At 46.5% G+C, this 17,859-nt stretch carries 12 protein-coding genes; 6 read left to right on the top strand and 6 right to left on the bottom strand.

The window, feature by feature from the left end:
- Nucleotides 1-345 precede the first annotated feature (345 nt).
- Nucleotides 346-546 (top strand): hypothetical protein, encoded by a 201-nt coding sequence (locus tag OO017_RS12535; protein ID WP_266052844.1) that lies wholly within the window; start codon nucleotides 346-348, stop codon nucleotides 544-546.
- A gap of 130 nt (nucleotides 547-676) precedes the next feature.
- Here OO017_RS12535 and OO017_RS12530 read toward each other — a convergent pair whose 3' ends face one another.
- The gene (locus OO017_RS12530; RefSeq protein ID WP_266052843.1) at nucleotides 677-2,788 is read right to left on the bottom strand and encodes a sensor histidine kinase; all 2,112 of its coding nucleotides are present in this window, start codon (nucleotides 2,786-2,788) and stop codon (nucleotides 677-679) included.
- A 440-nt stretch (nucleotides 2,789-3,228) separates the two neighbouring features.
- Between OO017_RS12530 and OO017_RS12525 the strand changes: the two genes are divergently transcribed.
- The 3 genes from OO017_RS12525 (at nucleotide 3,229) to msrA (ending at nucleotide 9,621) form a co-directional block, all read left to right on the top strand.
- Nucleotides 3,229-4,782 (top strand): GAF domain-containing protein, encoded by a 1,554-nt coding sequence (locus OO017_RS12525; protein ID WP_266052842.1) that lies wholly within the window; start codon nucleotides 3,229-3,231, stop codon nucleotides 4,780-4,782.
- A 68-nt stretch (nucleotides 4,783-4,850) separates the two neighbouring features.
- Nucleotides 4,851-8,951: a chemotaxis protein CheB gene (locus OO017_RS12520; protein WP_266052841.1), complete on the top strand. Its 4,101-nt coding sequence runs from the start codon at nucleotides 4,851-4,853 to the stop codon at nucleotides 8,949-8,951.
- A gap of 136 nt (nucleotides 8,952-9,087) precedes the next feature.
- Entirely contained in the window at nucleotides 9,088-9,621 is a 534-nt protein-coding gene (gene msrA / locus OO017_RS12515) for a peptide-methionine (S)-S-oxide reductase MsrA (RefSeq protein WP_266052840.1), read from the top strand.
- A 175-nt stretch (nucleotides 9,622-9,796) separates the two neighbouring features.
- Here msrA and OO017_RS12510 read toward each other — a convergent pair whose 3' ends face one another.
- From OO017_RS12510 to OO017_RS12490, 5 genes are all read right to left on the bottom strand, one after another.
- A complete protein-coding gene (locus OO017_RS12510; RefSeq protein ID WP_266052839.1) occupies nucleotides 9,797-10,063 on the bottom strand; it encodes a hypothetical protein in 267 nt (88 codons plus the stop codon).
- Nucleotides 10,064-10,376: 313 nt separating this feature from the next.
- Nucleotides 10,377-11,462: an ABC transporter permease gene (locus OO017_RS12505; protein WP_266052838.1), complete on the bottom strand. Its 1,086-nt coding sequence runs from the start codon at nucleotides 11,460-11,462 to the stop codon at nucleotides 10,377-10,379.
- On the bottom strand, nucleotides 11,459-12,592 hold the full coding sequence (locus tag OO017_RS12500) for an ABC transporter permease (protein ID WP_266052837.1): 1,134 nt from the start codon (nucleotides 12,590-12,592) through the stop codon (nucleotides 11,459-11,461). Before OO017_RS12500 ends, OO017_RS12505 begins: the two co-directional genes overlap by 4 nt.
- A gap of 5 nt (nucleotides 12,593-12,597) precedes the next feature.
- Complete coding sequence (locus tag OO017_RS12495) at nucleotides 12,598-14,328, bottom strand: ABC transporter substrate-binding protein (RefSeq protein ID WP_266052836.1); 1,731 nt, start codon at nucleotides 14,326-14,328, stop codon at nucleotides 12,598-12,600.
- Nucleotides 14,329-14,387: 59 nt separating this feature from the next.
- Nucleotides 14,388-14,540 carry a hypothetical protein gene (locus OO017_RS12490; protein WP_266052835.1) on the bottom strand — a complete coding sequence of 51 codons (153 nt, stop codon included), beginning with the start codon at nucleotides 14,538-14,540 and terminating at the stop codon, nucleotides 14,388-14,390.
- A 301-nt stretch (nucleotides 14,541-14,841) separates the two neighbouring features.
- Here OO017_RS12490 and OO017_RS12485 point away from each other — a divergent pair, with 301 nt between their 5' ends.
- Both OO017_RS12485 and OO017_RS12480 read left to right on the top strand, forming a co-directional pair.
- Nucleotides 14,842-16,317: a hypothetical protein gene (locus tag OO017_RS12485; RefSeq protein ID WP_266052834.1), complete on the top strand. Its 1,476-nt coding sequence runs from the start codon at nucleotides 14,842-14,844 to the stop codon at nucleotides 16,315-16,317.
- A gap of 13 nt (nucleotides 16,318-16,330) precedes the next feature.
- On the top strand, nucleotides 16,331-17,818 hold the full coding sequence (locus OO017_RS12480) for a hypothetical protein (protein WP_266052833.1): 1,488 nt from the start codon (nucleotides 16,331-16,333) through the stop codon (nucleotides 17,816-17,818).
- The last annotated feature ends 41 nt before the right edge of the window (nucleotides 17,819-17,859 follow it).

Below are 17,859 nucleotides of genomic sequence, written 5' to 3'. Positions count from 1 at the left end.
CCAGGCTGCGTTAAATACGCACCTGCTTGCGCAAATCCCGTAATTTGGACCGGCAAAGTGGTATATAGCTTCTTCTGGATGCCCTTCCTGCCCCTTGTTCCGTAATACTTTTTACTGCTTTGGGTGCGCCGCAATGGCGTTGAACTTTGTGCGCCCCTGGCATGTCACAGAAATGGGAGTGACCATACCTACTCTGGGTGCTGAGGATGGTCCTCCTTTTTTCTTTTACAGGCTCCGCTGAGTAGAGGCCTTGAACAGTTGATTTTTAATGGAGCTATGTCAGCAAAAAGATATCCGAGAAAGATAACCGTAGTCAAAACCGAAGTAAGTACCTCAAACTTATACTTGCGCAGAAAGTCGGGCGAAGCAGATAATAATGCGGTGGCGAACAGCGGCTGTATGCGGGGCAACGATACCTATGGTAAAAATGGCAGCGGCTCCGTTGGTGTTATCCCTCTGGAGGAGGAGAAGGACCCCAGGCAGATGACCTACAATGAATTTATACATCATAACTACGGCCCTGTATCGCAGCGCCAGTACCCTTAGCCTGCAGATATCTAAAAGCTCCCGCTAAGTATAAGGTTAACCTCATGGCCTGTACATTACCTCTCCACAGGCGGCCGAGTAGCCTTGGCAAGGCTAAAAAGATAAGTTTATACTTTGAGCGACGCCTGTTCTACAGTTTCCTTTTTAAGTATACCCGGAAGGTTGTGCCTTTGCCTACCTCGCTTTCCACCTCTACGCTGCCGCCGGCGTTGTCCAATATCTTTTTTACAATGTACAGGCCAATGCCGGACCCCTCCACATGGTCGTGTAGGCGCTTGAACATGGAGAACATCTTCTGCACCTCATTTGTGTTTATGCCCAGGCCATTATCGGCCACCACAAGTATAAGGTGCTCCGGAGTTGTCTCTGTAGAAATGCTTATGTGGGGATTCCTGTCAGGCGATCTATACTTTATGGCGTTACTGATCAGGTTGTACACCACGCTCCTCAGGTTCTTTGCCGAGAATTGAATAACAGCATCCGGCGAAACACGGGTTTCTATGATAGCGCTTGAAGCGGCAATTGTCGGTTTAAAATCCAGCAGAACTTCGGCTACAAAATCGTCTAATCTGATCGTTGACACATCTTCGCCGGCCTCGCGCTGTACTTTGGCAACCTGCGTTAGGTCTGTTACCACCTTCTTAAACCTATTGATGGAGCTGTGGATGTGCTTGGACAACTGCTGCACCTCAACCGAAGAAGAACCCTCCTGCGGCAGGTACTCCACCAGCGCACTCACCAGCCCTTCGATGTTATAAATGGGCGCCTTCAGGTCGTGCGAGGCGGAGTAAACGAAATTATCGAGGTCGGCGTTGGTAGCTAGTAGCTCTTTGTTTATGGACTCGATTTTTTGCCTTGCTTTCACCTGTTCGCTTATGTCGATCGCCACGGCTATGACGCCGGTCACGAAACCCTGGTCATCACGAAGGGGGTGGTACACAAAATTAAGGTAAACCGTTTCTTGCTTCCCGTTCCGCTCCAGCACCAAAGGCGATTCATACGCCACGAACGGTACGCCGGTGGTCATCACCCTGTCTAGTAAGTCTTTAAAGCCCTGCTCTATTGCCTCCGGAATTACCTCAAGTATAGGTTTTCCCAGCGCCTCTTCCGGTTTCACCCGCCATATTTCACAAACACCCGGGTTGGCAATATCTATAATGTACTGTGAACCCCTGAGCATGGTAATGCCCACGGGTGCCTGCTGGAAGATATCGTTCAGATACTCTTGCCGCTTCAGAATTTCCTGCCTGGACTGAACACTGGAGATAGAAGTGGCCAGCTGGCTGGTAAGCAAACTATGGAACCCCTGGTATGCCTCGTTATATTCTTGTCTGGCGCTTATCCCGGATACAAAGAATCCTATTACCTGGTCCTGCCCGGGCTTTAAGATAGGAAGTATAACGGCGAGGTTAGCTGCTTCTGTGGAGTAGTTGCCGGGTTGCAACTTATGCAGGTCCAGCACTATGCTTTGGCGTTTCTGCTGTACCTGGTCAAAAGGCCAGACTGCCATCGGCAGCCTGAGGTTGATCAGTTCGGGCGCCAGCTCACCTGCTATTGCTCCGGACTTGCCTGTTAACCGTGCTTCGGAACCTATGCCGTTTGACAGGTAGATCAGGCTGAAGGGTAGATCACTTTGGTTTTCATTTAGTATGGCAGATGCCATGGTGCCTAACTTTTCCAGTGTTTGTACCTGTGAGAGCGCATCGGAAATATCTTTCAGAGTCTTTAACCTACGCTGCCCCATTACAAAGCTGGTTTCTTCGTTGCAGGCGCAAAATATGCCCTCCACTTCTCCTGCATCGTTAAAAGCCGGGCTGTACGAAAAGGTCCAATACGTTTCTTCTGCAAACCCCTTGCGCTCCAGGAACATCAGCAGGTTTTCGGCATAAAAGTCATCGCCATGCGCCAGTATGTTCTCGGCAATATCCCCGATCTGCTCCCAAATCTCGACCCACATCTCTCTCGCCGAGGCGCCTAAGGCCTTTGGGTGCTTCTTGCCTAAAGCCGGCAGGTAAGCATCGTTATGAAACATGTACAGGTCCTTCGTCCACCAGATGAACATGGGGAAGCGGGAGTTCAGCATAAGCCTGATGTTGGTTTTCAGGCTCTCCGGCCAGTGTTGCGGGTTACCCAATGGGTGCGACTCCCAGTCGTAGGCCCGCATCATGGCACCCATTTCACCGCCGCCACGAAAAACATTCAGATACTCATTGTGATTGGTAGTGGTGTTGGTATAGCGCATCGGGTTGTGCTTGATGTAAGCGTTGCTTGAATGTTTAATTTAATACTAATTTCGGGAATAAGCTATAAACAACCGGGTATGACAGGTGGTTTAAAATTTAAGGTAGAAGTATAAAATAGTGCAATCCTGTACTGAAACATAATTATTATAACTTAATATAGATTTGAATGGCTTTAGAGTAAGATTTTGCCCAAAAATCCATGTATATTAGAGCTTTATAACGTATTACAGGTGCTTTCAGCGGCAGAGAACATTAGTTAAAGTCTCAGGTTTTATACTTGATCGTGTTTTCTAACAGGCCACAGCTTTGGGAGGCATTTTATAAAGCTGTGGCATCTTGGGAGATACATGTGTGGTGCAGTTATGAACTACACACGGGGTCCAGGTAGAAAGCTTATATTAGAACATGCTCTTGCCGAGTAAAACTATACAATTAGTATATGGAAAACCAGACAGCACCAGTTAATGTAACTATTGAAAAAAATTACGATTCAGAGTTCTGCGGAAGTATCCCGCTTCATTTGGTTAATCTTATCCAGCCACACGGAGTGCTGCTGGTGCTGGATAAAAAAGACCTGCGCATTCTCCAGGCAAGCGAGAATGTACAGGATTATTTAACGGTTACAGCTGATTACCTGCTGGAAAAGTCACTTGCAGGTTTTTTGCCTGAAGGCCAGTACAAGGATATTATTGGCAAGATCAACACGCAGGTCACACAGGAGAAAATCCCTTTTACTCTCAATTTCAAGATACAGGAAAAGGAAGTTTCATTCTCCGCACTCATCCTGCCGCAGCAGGAGTATGTGCTGGTAGAGCTGGAAGAAAGTAAAGCCACGCCGGAGGAGTCTTTTGTAAAACTGTATCAGCACATCAAGTATATCACTTCGCTTCTGAAACAGGCCGGTACCTGCCAGGAGATTGCACAGCGAACCGCCGAAGAGCTAAAGCAGTTCAGTGGGTTTGACAGGGTACTGGTGTATCAGTTTGACCCGCAATGGAACGGCATCGTGATTGGGCAGTCGAAGGAAGAGGACATGACCGATTACCTGGGCCTTCGCTTTCCTGCTTCGGACGTGCCGAAACAGGCCCGCGACCTATACTTCAAAAACCCATACCGCCTGATTCCTACCCGCGACTACACACCTGTTCGTTTGGTGCCGGTGGTTAACCCGCTCACACAGCGTTTCACTGATCTATCGGAGAGTAATTTGCGCAGTGTGGCCAAGGTGCATTTAGAGTACCTGGGTAACATGAACATTACGGCTTCCATGTCGCTTCCTATCATTATCGAGGATAAACTATGGGGCCTGATTTCCTGCCATCACAAAACAGCAAGATACCCTGGCTACGAGATGCGCTCGGCAATGGAATTACTCTCTGGTATACTTTCTGCACAGTTGGAGGCAAAGCAGCGCGAGGAGCGCATGGCGCTCAGAGTGCAGCTGCGCAGTATGCACGTTAAGCTAATGGAGCAGCTGTACGCCACGGGGCATTTTGCGGACGGACTTTTAGATGGACCCACCAGTGTGCAGGATCTGCTATCGCTTACAGGTGCTGCGGTTGTTTACGAAGGCAACATCTGGACAAGCGGCAATACGCCAACTAAGCAGGAGATAAAAGAGCTTGCTTCCTGGTTACGCCGAAACCAAAACAATGGACTGTACGCTACAGATACCCTTCCGCAAAGTTACCCCCACAGTAAGGCATACAAGAACGTTGTCAGCGGTTTAATCTCTATGCCCATCAACGCGGAGCAGGGGGAGTTTATACTTGGTTTCAGGCCTGAGGTAACGCAAACCATAAACTGGGGAGGAAACCCGGATAATGCCATACAAATGGAGCCGGACGGAAAGGCGTATCACCCCCGCAATTCTTTCGCTACCTACCAGGAAACGGTTCAGAGTACATCACTGCCGTGGCATGAAGAAGAACTGGGAGCTGCCGAAACACTCCGGAACGCCGTGCTTGAGAAGATAATCAAGGAAAGGTACTAACACTTTTACACGAAGTATAAGATCGATTATCAGGAAGAGTTAAGGCAACAGGAATACGAATAGTTTACATGATATCATCAAAATCAGCCCCTAAAAAGGAAAATGCAAAGCCCGCCACAGACCATTACCTGGTGGGCATAGGAGCCTCTGCAGGCGGCCTGGAGGCTATTCATAAGCTGTTCGACCATTTTCCGAATAACTCAACCTTTTCTTTTGTCATTATACAGCACCTTTCGCCAGACCACAAGAGCCTGATGGCCGAGCTGCTGTCTAAACATACCCAGATGCAGGTACGGGAAGCGGAGGACAATATGTTTACCCGGCCAAACTGTGTGTACGTGCTGCCAAGTGGTAAGCAGCTAACCATAGAGCATGGCCGCCTGCGCCTGGAAGATAAAATGCGTAGCAGGGAGCCTAATTTCGCCATCGACCTTTTCTTTGAATCCATGGCGAAGAACCGGGGCAAGTATGCCATTGGCGTAGTTCTGTCAGGCACCGGCACCGATGGTACAAAAGGGGCGAAGGCCATAAAGAAAGCCGGTGGCATGGTGGTAGTGCAAAAACCCGAGACAGCGAAGTTCGACGGCATGCCCCGCAGCGCCATTGATAGCGGTTCGGTTGATTATGTGCTGGCCCCGGAGCATATGCCCGAAGAGATCATAGAATATACCCGTAAAATTCCGCTAGTGAGAAGCGTTATTGAACAAAATGAGCAGGAAAAGGATGAGGCTGTGCTGAAAGAGATCCTGGACCTGGTATGCATGCACACCCAAACTGATTTCTCGAATTACAAAGAGCCAACCATAAACAGAAGGGTGCGCAAACGCATGGATCACCTGAAGCTGAAGGACATGGGGGCATACCTTGACTACCTACACGAGAACCCTGCCGAGATAAAAGTACTTTGCCAGGAGTTCTTTATAAACGTCACCAACTTTTTTCGCGACCCGGAAGCCTTTGAGGTGCTGGAGCAGGAGGTAATCCCACACATACTTGAAGAAAAGGGCGAGAACGGGTCAGTGAAAGTATGGGTGGCCGCCTGCAGCACCGGCGAGGAAGTATACTCGTTGGCTATACTTTTTAAGGAGGCTTACGATAAACTGGGGCGTGAGCCGAATGTAAAACTGTTTGCTACCGATATCGATCAGCAGGCCATCACACAGGCATCCAGGGGGAGTTACCCTGCAGCTATTGCCAAGCATGTGTCAGCTGAGCGCCTGGAGCGTTTTTTCCTTCAGAAAGGCAACCGCTACCTGGTGAAGGAAGACATCCGGAAAATGGTTGTGTTTGCCCAGCATGACCTGCAGAAAGACCCACCTTACAGCCGCATTGATCTAGTGTCGTGCCGCAACATGCTCATTTACCTAAACCAGGATCTGCAGAACAAGGTGATGTCGCTGTTTCCGTATGCGCTGAACCTGGGCGGCTACCTGTTCCTGGGCTCTAGTGAGCACATCGGTGAAATGAAACCATACTTTTCGGAGGAGAACCGCAAGTGGAAGATCTTCCGGAAGATAAAAGAAGGCAGGGGCATAAGGCAAAGCTACGGTATCACAGACTATACAAGCAATAATAATAACTACTCCGGCCCCACCGCCAAGTATAACCACACTCCCGAAAGCCGGTACAACGGCTCCTTCATGGATGCTGTTTCCGAGGATTTTAAGGTAACCGCCCTTTATGTGGACGAACAGTACCAACTGCTGCACGGCATCGGAGACATTAACCGTTTTCTGAAATTCCCGGACAAGCGCCTGCACTTTAACCTGATCAAGATGGTGCCTGAGGAATTGGCCGTGACCTTGAGCGTCGGCATCCGGAAGGCGCTGAAGCAGGACCGGAAGGTAGTGGCGAGGCAGGTGGCTGTAAAGCTGGATAAAAAAGAGCAGATGGTCCATGTTTCCATCCGACCTCTTACCCTGGATAAGGGCCAGTCTAAAGTTATCCTGGTTATGCTGCAGGAGATGGGGGAGGTAACGCCCCTGCCAAAGGTTTCGGATCTTTCTTTTGTCTCTGACTCAGATTACTACCAGCAGTTAACAGCCCTGGAAATGGAGCTGAAGGAGGCGCGGGAGGGACTGCAGCTTACCGTTCAGGATCTAAGTACAGCCAATGAGGAGCTGCAGAGCACAAACGAGGAACTCATGTCTTCTAACGAGGAGCTGCAGAGCTCTAACGAGGAGATGCAGTCGCTGAACGAGGAGCTGCATACTGTAAACTCAGAACACCAGCTGAAGATAAAGGAGCTGCAGGAACTGAACGAAGACCTGGACAATTATATACGCAGCTCCAACATCGGGCAGCTTTTTGTAGATCATCACCTGGTTATCAGGAAGTTTACGCCTTCCGTTGAAGGACTCATTAACATTATCGATAGCGATATAGGCAGGCCGATCCACCACCTGTCGCATAACCTGAAATACACACGCCTGCTTGAGGATATCCAACAGGTGAATAATACTTCCGAAGAGATTGAGCAGGAGGTAGAGGCAGCAGGTGGCAAATTTTACCTGATGCGCATCATCCCATACCTCAAACATGACGGAAATAAGGATGGAGTAGTAATCAGCTTTGTGGATGTAACTACCCTGAAAACACTCAGCAATGTGGTGCAGGGGGTGCTGAACAGCTCCCTAAATAATATCATGGCTTTCCGGACTGTCAGAAACGAGAAAGAAGAGATAACTGATTTTGCCTGGACGCTGCTCAACAAAAAGACTGAAGAGCTGATCGGGAACTCGCAGGCGGGGCTGCTGCAAACAAGCGTGCTCTCTAGTATGCCATTCCTGAGGAAAAGCGGCTTATTCCGGAAGTTTGTTCAGGTGGTTGAGTCGGGACAGGCTATACATATTGAGCAGCAGCTGGATGTAAACGGAGAGAAAACCTGGTACGAGATAGCAGCAGTAAAAATGGGCGACGGTGTAACCGTGACCATGGCCGATATCACCGAGAAGAAGAACAGCGAAGATAGGGTGCTGATGGCTTACGAGGAGCTGAAGCTGGCTGAAGAAGACCTTATCAAACTGAATAATGAGCTGGAGAAGAGGGTTATAGAGCGCACAAGGGAGCTCTCTTCCAGCGAAGAGCGCTTTAGGATGGTGTCGATGGCAACCAATGACGTTATCTGGGACTGGGACGTAGTGAATAATGAAGTATGGTGGAGCGACAGCTTACAAAACATGCTTGGCTACGATGCAGAAGAGATGGGCAAAGGCGTGGATGCCTGGTTTAAACTGGTGCACCCAGGCGATAGGGAAGAGGTAGAGAAGAGTATTAACCAGGCGATAAATGCAGGCAAGGAACAGTGGACCGGGGAGTACAGGCTGAAGAAGAAGGATGGAACGTACGCTTATGTCTCTAACCGGGCACACATCATGCACAACGAGTACCAGATGCCGTACCGTGTGCTGGGCTCCTTCATCGACCTGACTGACCTGAAACTGACGCAGGAGAAACTGCAGGAAACAAATGAGCACCTGCTTCGCGTGATAGAGGATCTGGATACCTTTGTGTACACGGCCTCCCACGATTTGAAAGCACCGATAGGCAACATAGAAGGCCTGATGCTGTTGCTGGAGGATCAGATTGCCTCGGCGGGTCCTATACCCGGTGAGCCGATACAGCCCGTTTTTGAAATGATGAAAGGGGCGATCAGCCGCTTCAATAACGTGATCAAAGACCTGACCGATATTGTAAAGGTGCAGCGCGACGTGGACGGGGAGCCAGAGCAGGTGGAGGTGCAGGAGGTTTTTGAGGAGGTGAAAGTAAACATGCAGGAGCTGATCGAAACCGAACATGCTCAGTTTGAGGTGAACTTTGAGAATGCGCCCTGCATTAATTTTTCTAAAAAGAACCTGTATAGCGTGCTTTACAACCTTGTGAGCAACGCTATCAAGTATAAAGCAAAGGGCAGGACTCCGACAATAGTTCTGAAGACTGAGCGGGTAGATGGCCATGTGCTTTTAACCGTAACAGACAATGGCTTAGGTATAAGTGAGGAAAATATTGCCAAGCTTTTTACCCTGTTCAAGCGCTTCCACTCTCATGTAGACGGCACCGGCATGGGCTTATACATTGTAAAGCGACTTGTAGAGAATGCCAATGGCTTTATACAGGTAAACAGTGAGGAAGGCGAGGGCACGACCTTCAAGCTATACTTTAAAGCTTAAGTTGGGGAAATTATACTTTCATCTTAGCCTTCCTGGAAAATAGGCATAACCCTCCGGACTTTTCTTGGTTAGTTAGGGTAACAGTTTTATGGGGGATAGGTGTTGTACCTCAGGACAAAGTATAAAAGATTGAACTATGGAAACAGCAACATTTGGCAACGGTTGCTTCTGGTGCACAGAAGCCGTTTTTCAGGAGTTAAAAGGAGTTGAGAAGGTTATGCCGGGTTACGCTGGCGGGCATGTGGAGAACCCTACCTATAAGCAGGTCTGCTCTGCCACCACAGGGCACGCGGAGGTGCTTCAGGTGACGTATGACCCGCAGCAAATCAGTTACCAGGAACTTCTGGAAGTTTTCTGGAGTACCCACGACCCTACTACCCTGAACCGACAGGGCAATGACATCGGCCCGCAATACCGCTCGATTATCTTCTACCACAACGAGGAGCAAAAACAGCTTGCAGAAAAGTATAAGCAGGAACTGGATGCTTCCGGTGCTTTTAACGATTCGATCGTAACGGCAATAGAACCATTAGAGAAGTTTTATCCCGCCGAAGACTATCATCAGAATTACTACAGCACACACGGCCACGAGCCTTACTGCAGTTTTGTCATCCGACCTAAACTGGATAAGTTCCGCAAGGTTTTCAAGGAGAAATTAAAGGTTAGCTAAAATAATTAAGTACCAGTATTTTGCGTATTGGCCGCTAGGGCGTATCTTAACATGTTTGAATAAAAGAGCAAAAGCCCTGTAGGGGGGAACTACAGGGCTTGCCTAATCTAAACACAAACAACCAACAAAATCTATTAAAATTAAAGGGTAATAGGGGTTCTGGTAATTAAAGCTGTTAGTAACGAATAAATGGGGTTATACTAACAGATTCATAGTTATCAGCAAGGCCAACAAAGTAGTCTCCGATGAAGATACCTGCTCCGTTGCTTACCGCGCTTGAACCTGCGTGGTAGGTAACCACATTGCCGTCTATGGTAGCATAGCCAACTGGTTCATCGGTCTGCAGGTAAGCCTTTGTAGTAGTACTACAGGGCAGAAGCGCCGCCTTTACCAGGCAGGGTTCAGCCAATTTCTTGGGTGAAGGGTTTAATGTCGAATTCATGTGACGATGGGGTTTTGGGTTCTAACACGCTACAAGTATAAGCATGCCACCTCTGTAGAAACAGGAATATTAATTCGCAAAAGTAACATGGGTATTTCGGTGGGTAAACGTGTAGTATAGAGGAGTAGATATACCTTTGTGCTGTTCTAAGTAGGGAATTTTTAGACCATTAGTGAATTAATATACCCATTTATTTACTTGTAATACAGTCGTTTGTAAGGCTTTTCGGAGTTCTGCAATAAAACTATTTTAAAGCAGCGGTAATACTAAGTTAGGTGTGTAGGGTTGATGGAATAAAGGAAAAAGTAACATGTTATTGGCCGTTTCTGGAGCCAAATATCTGCGAGAAATAGTGACTGCAGGTATAAAGTGCCAGTACGGTAAGGCTGAGAAAGCCTCCGGGGAAGGCAACCAACCACCATGCCGAGGTGTTGCCTCTGATGCTCGAGATAGTGCGGCCCCAGCTCACAAGTGTTGTCGGCACGCCAATGTTGAGGAAGGATAGCGTAGACTCCAGCGCCAGCAGGCCGCCCAGGCCAAACGAAAAAGCTATCAAAACCGGACCGCCCAGATTCGGCAGCGCATGTCTCCAGATAAGTTGTTGTGGACTGTTGCCTATACTTCGTGCGACTTCGAAGTATGGTAATTGCTTTATACGTAACATTTCTGCCCGTGAGAGTCGTGCAGCGGCAGGCCACAGCGTAAAGATAAGCAACAGGGAGAGCAGTGGCAGAGAGGGTGGAATGAAGGATGCCAGTACCAGTATCAGCACAAAGCGAGGAATACTGGTCAGCGCCTCAATTAACCGCATCACCACTTTATCTATAGGTATGGCAACCAAGCGCTGCCACAGTAAGAATCTCCTCAGCAGCACGCTAGTTAAAAGCCACAAAAGCAGAAGGGTAAATAGCAGCAGGCCGATAGGCATAACTAGTGTCTTCATCCCCATATTTAACTGGTGAAGCTTTAAGGGCAGGTATAAGCCATAGTATAGAAAAGCCAGGAACCCCAAGGCCCAACGTAACACATTGTGCAGCGGCTTACGGAAAGCGTAGTCACCAAAATACCCGGCAGTGGTGCCCAGTGCTACTCCGATAAAAGTAGCCAACAACATGACCGGCAAACTGATCAGGAAAGCCGTGCGTGCGCCAAAAAGAAGGTTCGCCATCACATCGCGGCCCAAACCGTCGGTGCCCAGGGGGTGCCCTGCCGCCATACCCTTTGCCGTGAAAGGAGCAAGGAAGGGATGCTGCAGGTCCAGGAAGTTCGGGGCGTAAGGCAATGGCAGCAAAGGCAGCGCCAGTACCAGCGCTAGTAGAAGCAGCAGGTACGTTGAAGCTATCCGGAAGCCCCATTTGTTTCTCCACAGGCTCTTTATAATTTGCCAGATATGCCTCATGCCAGTTTCTGTTTAATGCGCGGGTCAGCCCATGCATAGGCTGTGTCAGCCAGCGCATAGGCAGCCATTCTGACAACCAGCACCACAAGTATAATTGTCACCAGTACCGGGTAATCCCTGGATAAAACAGAGTCTATCAGCAGCCGGCCTATGCCGGGTATGGCGTAAATCGTTTCTATAAGTATGGAACCACTGACAAGAGCCGGGAGGAAATCTGAAACAATGGTAATTATTGGCAGCAGGGCGTTTCGTAGCGCATGCCTCCGGATGATAAGATGCTCTGGTAACCCCTTTGCCTTGGCGGTGCGTGTGTAATCGGATTGCAGCGATGCCAGCAGCGAATTGTAGACCTGGTTGGTAATGTAAGGTAGGTTGACAAGTACAAGCGCCAGCACAGGCAAAGCCATGTACTGCAGTCGCTGCCCCAACTCTTGCCAGATACTCAGGTGCCCCGGAACATAATAGCCCATTCCGTACACCGGAAACACCTGCAGAAAATCAGGGTTAGCCAACAGCACCAGAAGCAGAAGGGAGAGTACCAGCATAGGAATACTGTCGATAATAAAGAGCGCGGGCAGTACCAGGCGCCGTAACCACTGCATTCGCTTTTTGGCCATACTTATACTTAGCTCTAAAGCTACTGCAAGCGTAATAAGCATACTTGCTGACAATAACCAGAGTGTATTGCCAATATTTTCCCACAGCATCTCCAGAGCTGGCCTGCCGGTGCGGTAAGAGGTGCCGAAATCTCCGGTAAGTATGCCTGCTAGCCACGTGTGATATTGATTGTGTGTGCCGTGCCAGCTGAACTTGGGCAGGAGGTATGAGTAAGACTGTTGTAGTTGCTCTTGCACTGCTTCAGGTAGGTCAGGCCCTGTCTCCGGTATAGCAGCAGAGGAGACGCTGAAGTAGAAGATAGGAAGATGCTGCCCTGTTCGCTGCTGATACTCCCGGTATGCTTCCTCGCGGCTGCTCTGGCTGTTCTTGTTGTAAAAGCTTGCCTCCGCGTTCAGGAAACGTTCTTCAGCGAAAGAGCCCGGAATCATCCTGCTCAGTAGAAACACCAGTGTGCCAAGCAACCAAAGCGCAGGTAAAGCCAGCAGAATTCTCCTGAGCAAGTATACAAGCATAAAGCTTACTCTTCTTCTTTTAAGGTAAAGGCACTAACGTCGTAATTAGGCTTAAGGCCGGAAACCTTAGTGTTGGAAAACCGGCGGTGGATAGCGATGCGTTCTTTAATGTAGTACATCGAAATGAAAGCCGCTTCCTCGTACATGATTTCCTGAAGGCGTTTCAATAGCTTTGCCATTTCTTGGCGAGAGTTCACGGTATTACTGATCCTGTCCAGGATCTGGTCGCTCTCCGCTGTACCGAAGCCCGTATAGTTCAGGCCACCTTGTTCGGCATAATCTGTGTGTAGCAGCGGCTTAAAATTGAAGGCAAAAGGATTGCCACCCAACGAGCGGAAGAACATATCAAACTCATGCTGTTTTGACCTCTGGGCTAGCAGGCTACTCTCAACCCCCTGCACCTGCACAGGAATGCCTATTTTCCCCGCGTTCTGCTGCAGTATCATAGCCGCATTCTCATAAGATGTGCTGCCAGCGCGATACATAACATTAATGCTTAATTTTTCTTTTTTACCATTGATGGTCTTGTGCCATCCATCCTGCTCTTTAACCCATCCGGAAGCTTTAAGGAGGCTGGCAGCTTTTTCAGCATTAAAACTGTAGGGGGTGAGACCTGTGTTATAGAAGCTCGAAACAGAGGGAGGGATTGGGCCAACAGTAGGTGTGGCGTAGTTTTGTTGCGAAACCTTAATCACGCTCTCAATATCTAAGAGGTGCGCAATTGCCTGACGGGTGCGCTTGTCTGAGAATTTAGGTTTGCGTGTGTTAATGCCTGCATACACAAATTCGTAAGCATCGGGTGTGTGCAAGGCATAATCATTTAGAAACGACTCCTGTTGCTGCAGTTGTTCAAACTCAGCTGCCGGTATACCTTCCAATACATCCAACTGCCGGTTCTTTAGAGCCAGAAGGGCAGTGGTGATGTCTGGTATAACCTGAAAGCTGACGCGCTGTGGAATGGCTGTCAGATGTTGTGTGTTAGATGTGTTATTCCCCCACCAGTCTTTTTTGCGCGTCAGCGTCAGGTATTGTCCGTTTTCCCAGTTCTCCAACGTATAGCCGCCACTGCCTTGCAACAGTTTCGGGTCACGCCCAAAATCTGGCGAGTTATACTTGGCTGCGAATGCTTTTAGTTTCTCATCGTTTTCCAGCTCGGAAAGATCTCCGCTCAGGTCTGCTACATCAATGTGATGAAGCAGGTTCTCAGGGTCGTACAGATAAGCCGGCAGTATGAAGAAGTCGCCGGTGAGCAACTCCATCTCAGGCGCATAGCCGCTGCACACAAACGTGAAGCGACGCGGGTTATCGGCAGCCATCCTGATGTCCTGGATGAACTCCAACTGCGATTTCAGGCTCTCGTTGTTTAACAACGGAGCTTTGGCCACCTTCAGCGTGAAAGCTACATCTTCGGCTGTTATAGGGCTTCCATTCGTCCATTCCGCCTCCTTCCTTATAGTATAGGTAAAAAGCGTGATGGAGTCCTGTCGCTCGACCGTAGGCATGCTCTCAGCCAAGAAAGGCTTAATCTCATTGGTGCCCAGGTCCGTGCTAAGCAGGCTCTGAAACAGCAGGTTAATGATCTGTAGTGCTCCGGCATTGCTGTAGCTTACAGGGCTCAGCGTTTCCGGATCAATAGCTACCCGCACCCGCACCTCCTCAGGCGCACGTTCTGGCTGACTACAGAATGTAAATAGCAGTAAAAAGAAGCAGGTTAATGCTGTATTAATTTTCCTCATGTACTTACCCTTTGGCTAAAAGCTTGTAAGGGCAAGTTAGGAAAAAAAGGAAGAGTATGTTACTTATCTATCCAAGTTCCAGTGCCACCAAAAGTAGAGATAACATCTGTTGAAGACGTTTGTTTGCTGTCTTTATCAGCAACTGAATCAGTGTTTGCTGGAACAGTAGGATTCGTAAGTGCAATAAGCAGTGTAATTAGTAGCTCGATCATGATTTTTGGTTTTTAATTATATGCAAAGGTTCATCAATTAAAGATATCCTGAAAGGAATATTTGCTATTTAAAGTAACTATAATTCAATTGTAAAATATTATCATTTATGGGCTTCTGTGCCATAATCTTAAAAAGTACATGCTTTTATTAGATGTTATTAGTAAACGTAAATTACTAGAAAGTAACTATCTTATTGCTCAATGACTATATAGTATAGGAAATATAGTTAAGTTTTCTTTACTTGAGAAGTAGAGATTGATCAATAAAGTAACTATTATATTTTGACTAAATAATATAACTTTGGAAGAGCTTGTCCAGTTGATTGAAGTCCTTAGGAAAAGTGAAACTAAGGATAATATCATTAAAAAAGCACGTAAAGATAGTAAAGAATATAAGCTTATATCATTGATTTATAGTGGTGTACCTATAAATGATGAATGGGCTGCAAAGCAATTATATTCTGCATCTGCAAGTGACTTCAGATACAAAATGCTTAAACATAGGGTTAAGACTAAGTTATATGATCTTCTACTTTTATACGAATATGAAGATAATGAAACAAACTTAGTTTACATCAAAGAGCAACAATGCCAGCAAATTTTATTGAAATCGAATGTCTTGTTTCGTAATCATAAGTTTTTACTAGCAGCAGGGCTGGCAAATAAAGCTTTGACAATATCAGATGAATACTCTTTTACTAATCAAAAGATATTAGCTTATGAAATAATCCTAGCTTCTTTGGCATTTACTGGTAAACAAAATACTTATGAAACGCACCTTAAGTCTTACAATGATCTGCTGCTGAGGAAACTTGCAGAGCGTGAAGCTCAAAACATATATCAATCAGTTAGGGTTTCAATTTTCAAAAGTGTAAAAAAAAGAAAACATATAGTTGCTAGCCTAAATTCTAAGGTTGAAGATGTTAGGCAACTGTGGAACCGCGCTGGAACATATGAAGCATTTAACTCTTTCTATAAGTTGTCGATGCTTTACTATGAGTTGGTAGGTGATTTTGACAGAACCTTACAGCTAACTATAGACTCGGAAAAGCTTATTGAAGATGGTTTAGTAAATCAGTATAGATTTGATAGTCTTTACAATAAGTTTATCTTGGTGTATGCTCATCTTCGACTTAAAAAGTATAACTCAGGCTTGGAGTATGCTAAAGACTATATCAAATTATTTGATGAGAAGAGCATAAACTGGTTTTCATTTCAGGAAAATTTCTTTTTACTGGCAGTGCATAGTAAAAATTATGATTTAGCAGAAGTCTTACTACACCAAGTATTTAATAATAGTTTTATAGAAAAAATCTCTGTTTCAGCAAAGGAGAGATGGAGAATTTATAAAGCCTATCAGGTGATGCTTAATCATGAGGTTACTACAAACTCTATCAATCCTTTTTTACTTTCACTACCAGAATATAGTAAAGATAAACAGGGCTTTAACGTGGCCATACTTATACTACAGTTTATCTATTATTTGCAAAAGCAAGATTCTGAGGCGCTGTTATATCGTATTGAAAGTCTTAAAAAGTATATTTTAACTCATCTAAAGGATGCGTTTAGTCTGCGTAGTAAAATATTTTTGAAGCTGTTAATTTTAATTGTAACAGAAGACTATGATGTAACTGCCTGTAGAAGAAAGGGTCATAAGTTGTATCAAAAGCTATTAGAAACGCCAACACCAGGGGACGCTTTTGCTGAAATTGAGATAGTGCCTTATGAGCACCTTTGGGAGCATATTCTCTCGACACTAGAAAATAAGTATCAATAGAGCTGCTTCATTAATGAAGGAATTACAAAGACTTGTGAGGATTATTGACAAGTTTAGTCATAAATCTAATCCTCTCATCAACTTTCAAGATAACTCTAAACTTGAAACGAAACTTTTTTACCTGTTAACCAAGGATTCAGTACAATCAGATGAAGCTGTAGCGGAGGAGTTGTACGGAGACAAAAGTTTAACCGGAAGTTACAGAACCCTTAAGTCTCGTTTTAGAAAAAAGCTTTACAATCATTTACACTTTTTAAATTGGGGGCCAGTCGGAAGTAAAAATGTGCATGAAGCAAACTGTGTGTGCTTATCTCTGTTAACAGAAGCTCAGACTCTTTTAGTTTACTCTGAGCAAAAGCTTGCGCTTAAGGTTTTTGACCAAGTGTTGGAAATTGCCAACGCTTATGGGCTTAATGAGATGAAAATTAAGGCACTTGAAGGTACAAAGAAAATATTTCTAAACTTAACAAAAGAAAAGGAATTCTCTACCATTGTAAAAGTCCTTGCGAACTGTTATGAAATACAGGTCATGGAGAGAAGTGCGATGTCTCTTTACGATCATACAATGATGACTCTTCGGGGTCCTATCAGTCAGAAATCTAAATATCTGCAAAGTTTGCCATCAGTCCTTGATGAGCTCGAAGAATTATTTAACAAGTCTAATTCTTCGCTTATTTTTTATCATCGCCATATTTTAAATATAGCTTATTTAGAACAGTCTGGTAGATATTTCGACATAGTTAATACAATAGCTCATGCTGAAAAAATGGTATTGTCTAAAAATGTGTTAGAAAGTTGGTTCGATAAAAAATACAATAGTTTTACAGAAGTTTACGCCCTACTGCAAAGCCGACAGTATGATAAAGGGTTAAAGATAGCTGGAGAGAATATTCAGCTTTTTGCGAAGTACTCTACTAATTGGTTTGCATTTATGGAGAACTATGTGCTGTTGGCTATACATAGCAGACAATTTGAGGTGGCAGGGGTATTGCTAAATGAAGCTACAGAAAACGAACACATCAAGAAGTTAGCATACAATAGTATCGAACGGTGGGAGCTGTACAGGAAGTATTTTATTTTCCTAGTAAGTCATAGTACAAACGGTTGGCAAGAGAATTTACCATCCGAAATCGCGTCCGAACTCCTCATCCTTCCCAAAGACAAATCTGGCTTTAACCTGGCGCTGCTGGTGCTGGACGTGCTGGAGAAACTCTCAGAGGGCGAAGCGGATGAGTTGGAGGGGCAGGCCGAGCGGTTGCGCAAGTACACGCAGAAGTACCTGAAGGGGGAGAAGGCCGAGCGGCCGCGGCTGTTTTTGCGCCTGCTGCTGCTGGCCTTGATGAAACGAAACGCCGCAGATGCACGGGCACAGGGTCAGAAGCTGCTGGAAAAGCTGCAGGCAACACCCTTGCCCGGCGACGCCTTCACGGAGGTGGAGATCGTGCCCTATGAACACCTGTGGGAGCTGGCGCTGCAATTGCTGGAGCGGCGGCAGGTATAGGAAGTGTAGCTTGACGGGAATGAGGGCTATGTTGGCTATAG

This window comes from Pontibacter anaerobius, assembly GCF_026241195.1.
GTDB lineage: Bacteria > Bacteroidota > Bacteroidia > Cytophagales > Hymenobacteraceae > Pontibacter > Pontibacter anaerobius.
This window is presented reverse-complemented; position numbering and strand designations above follow the sequence as displayed.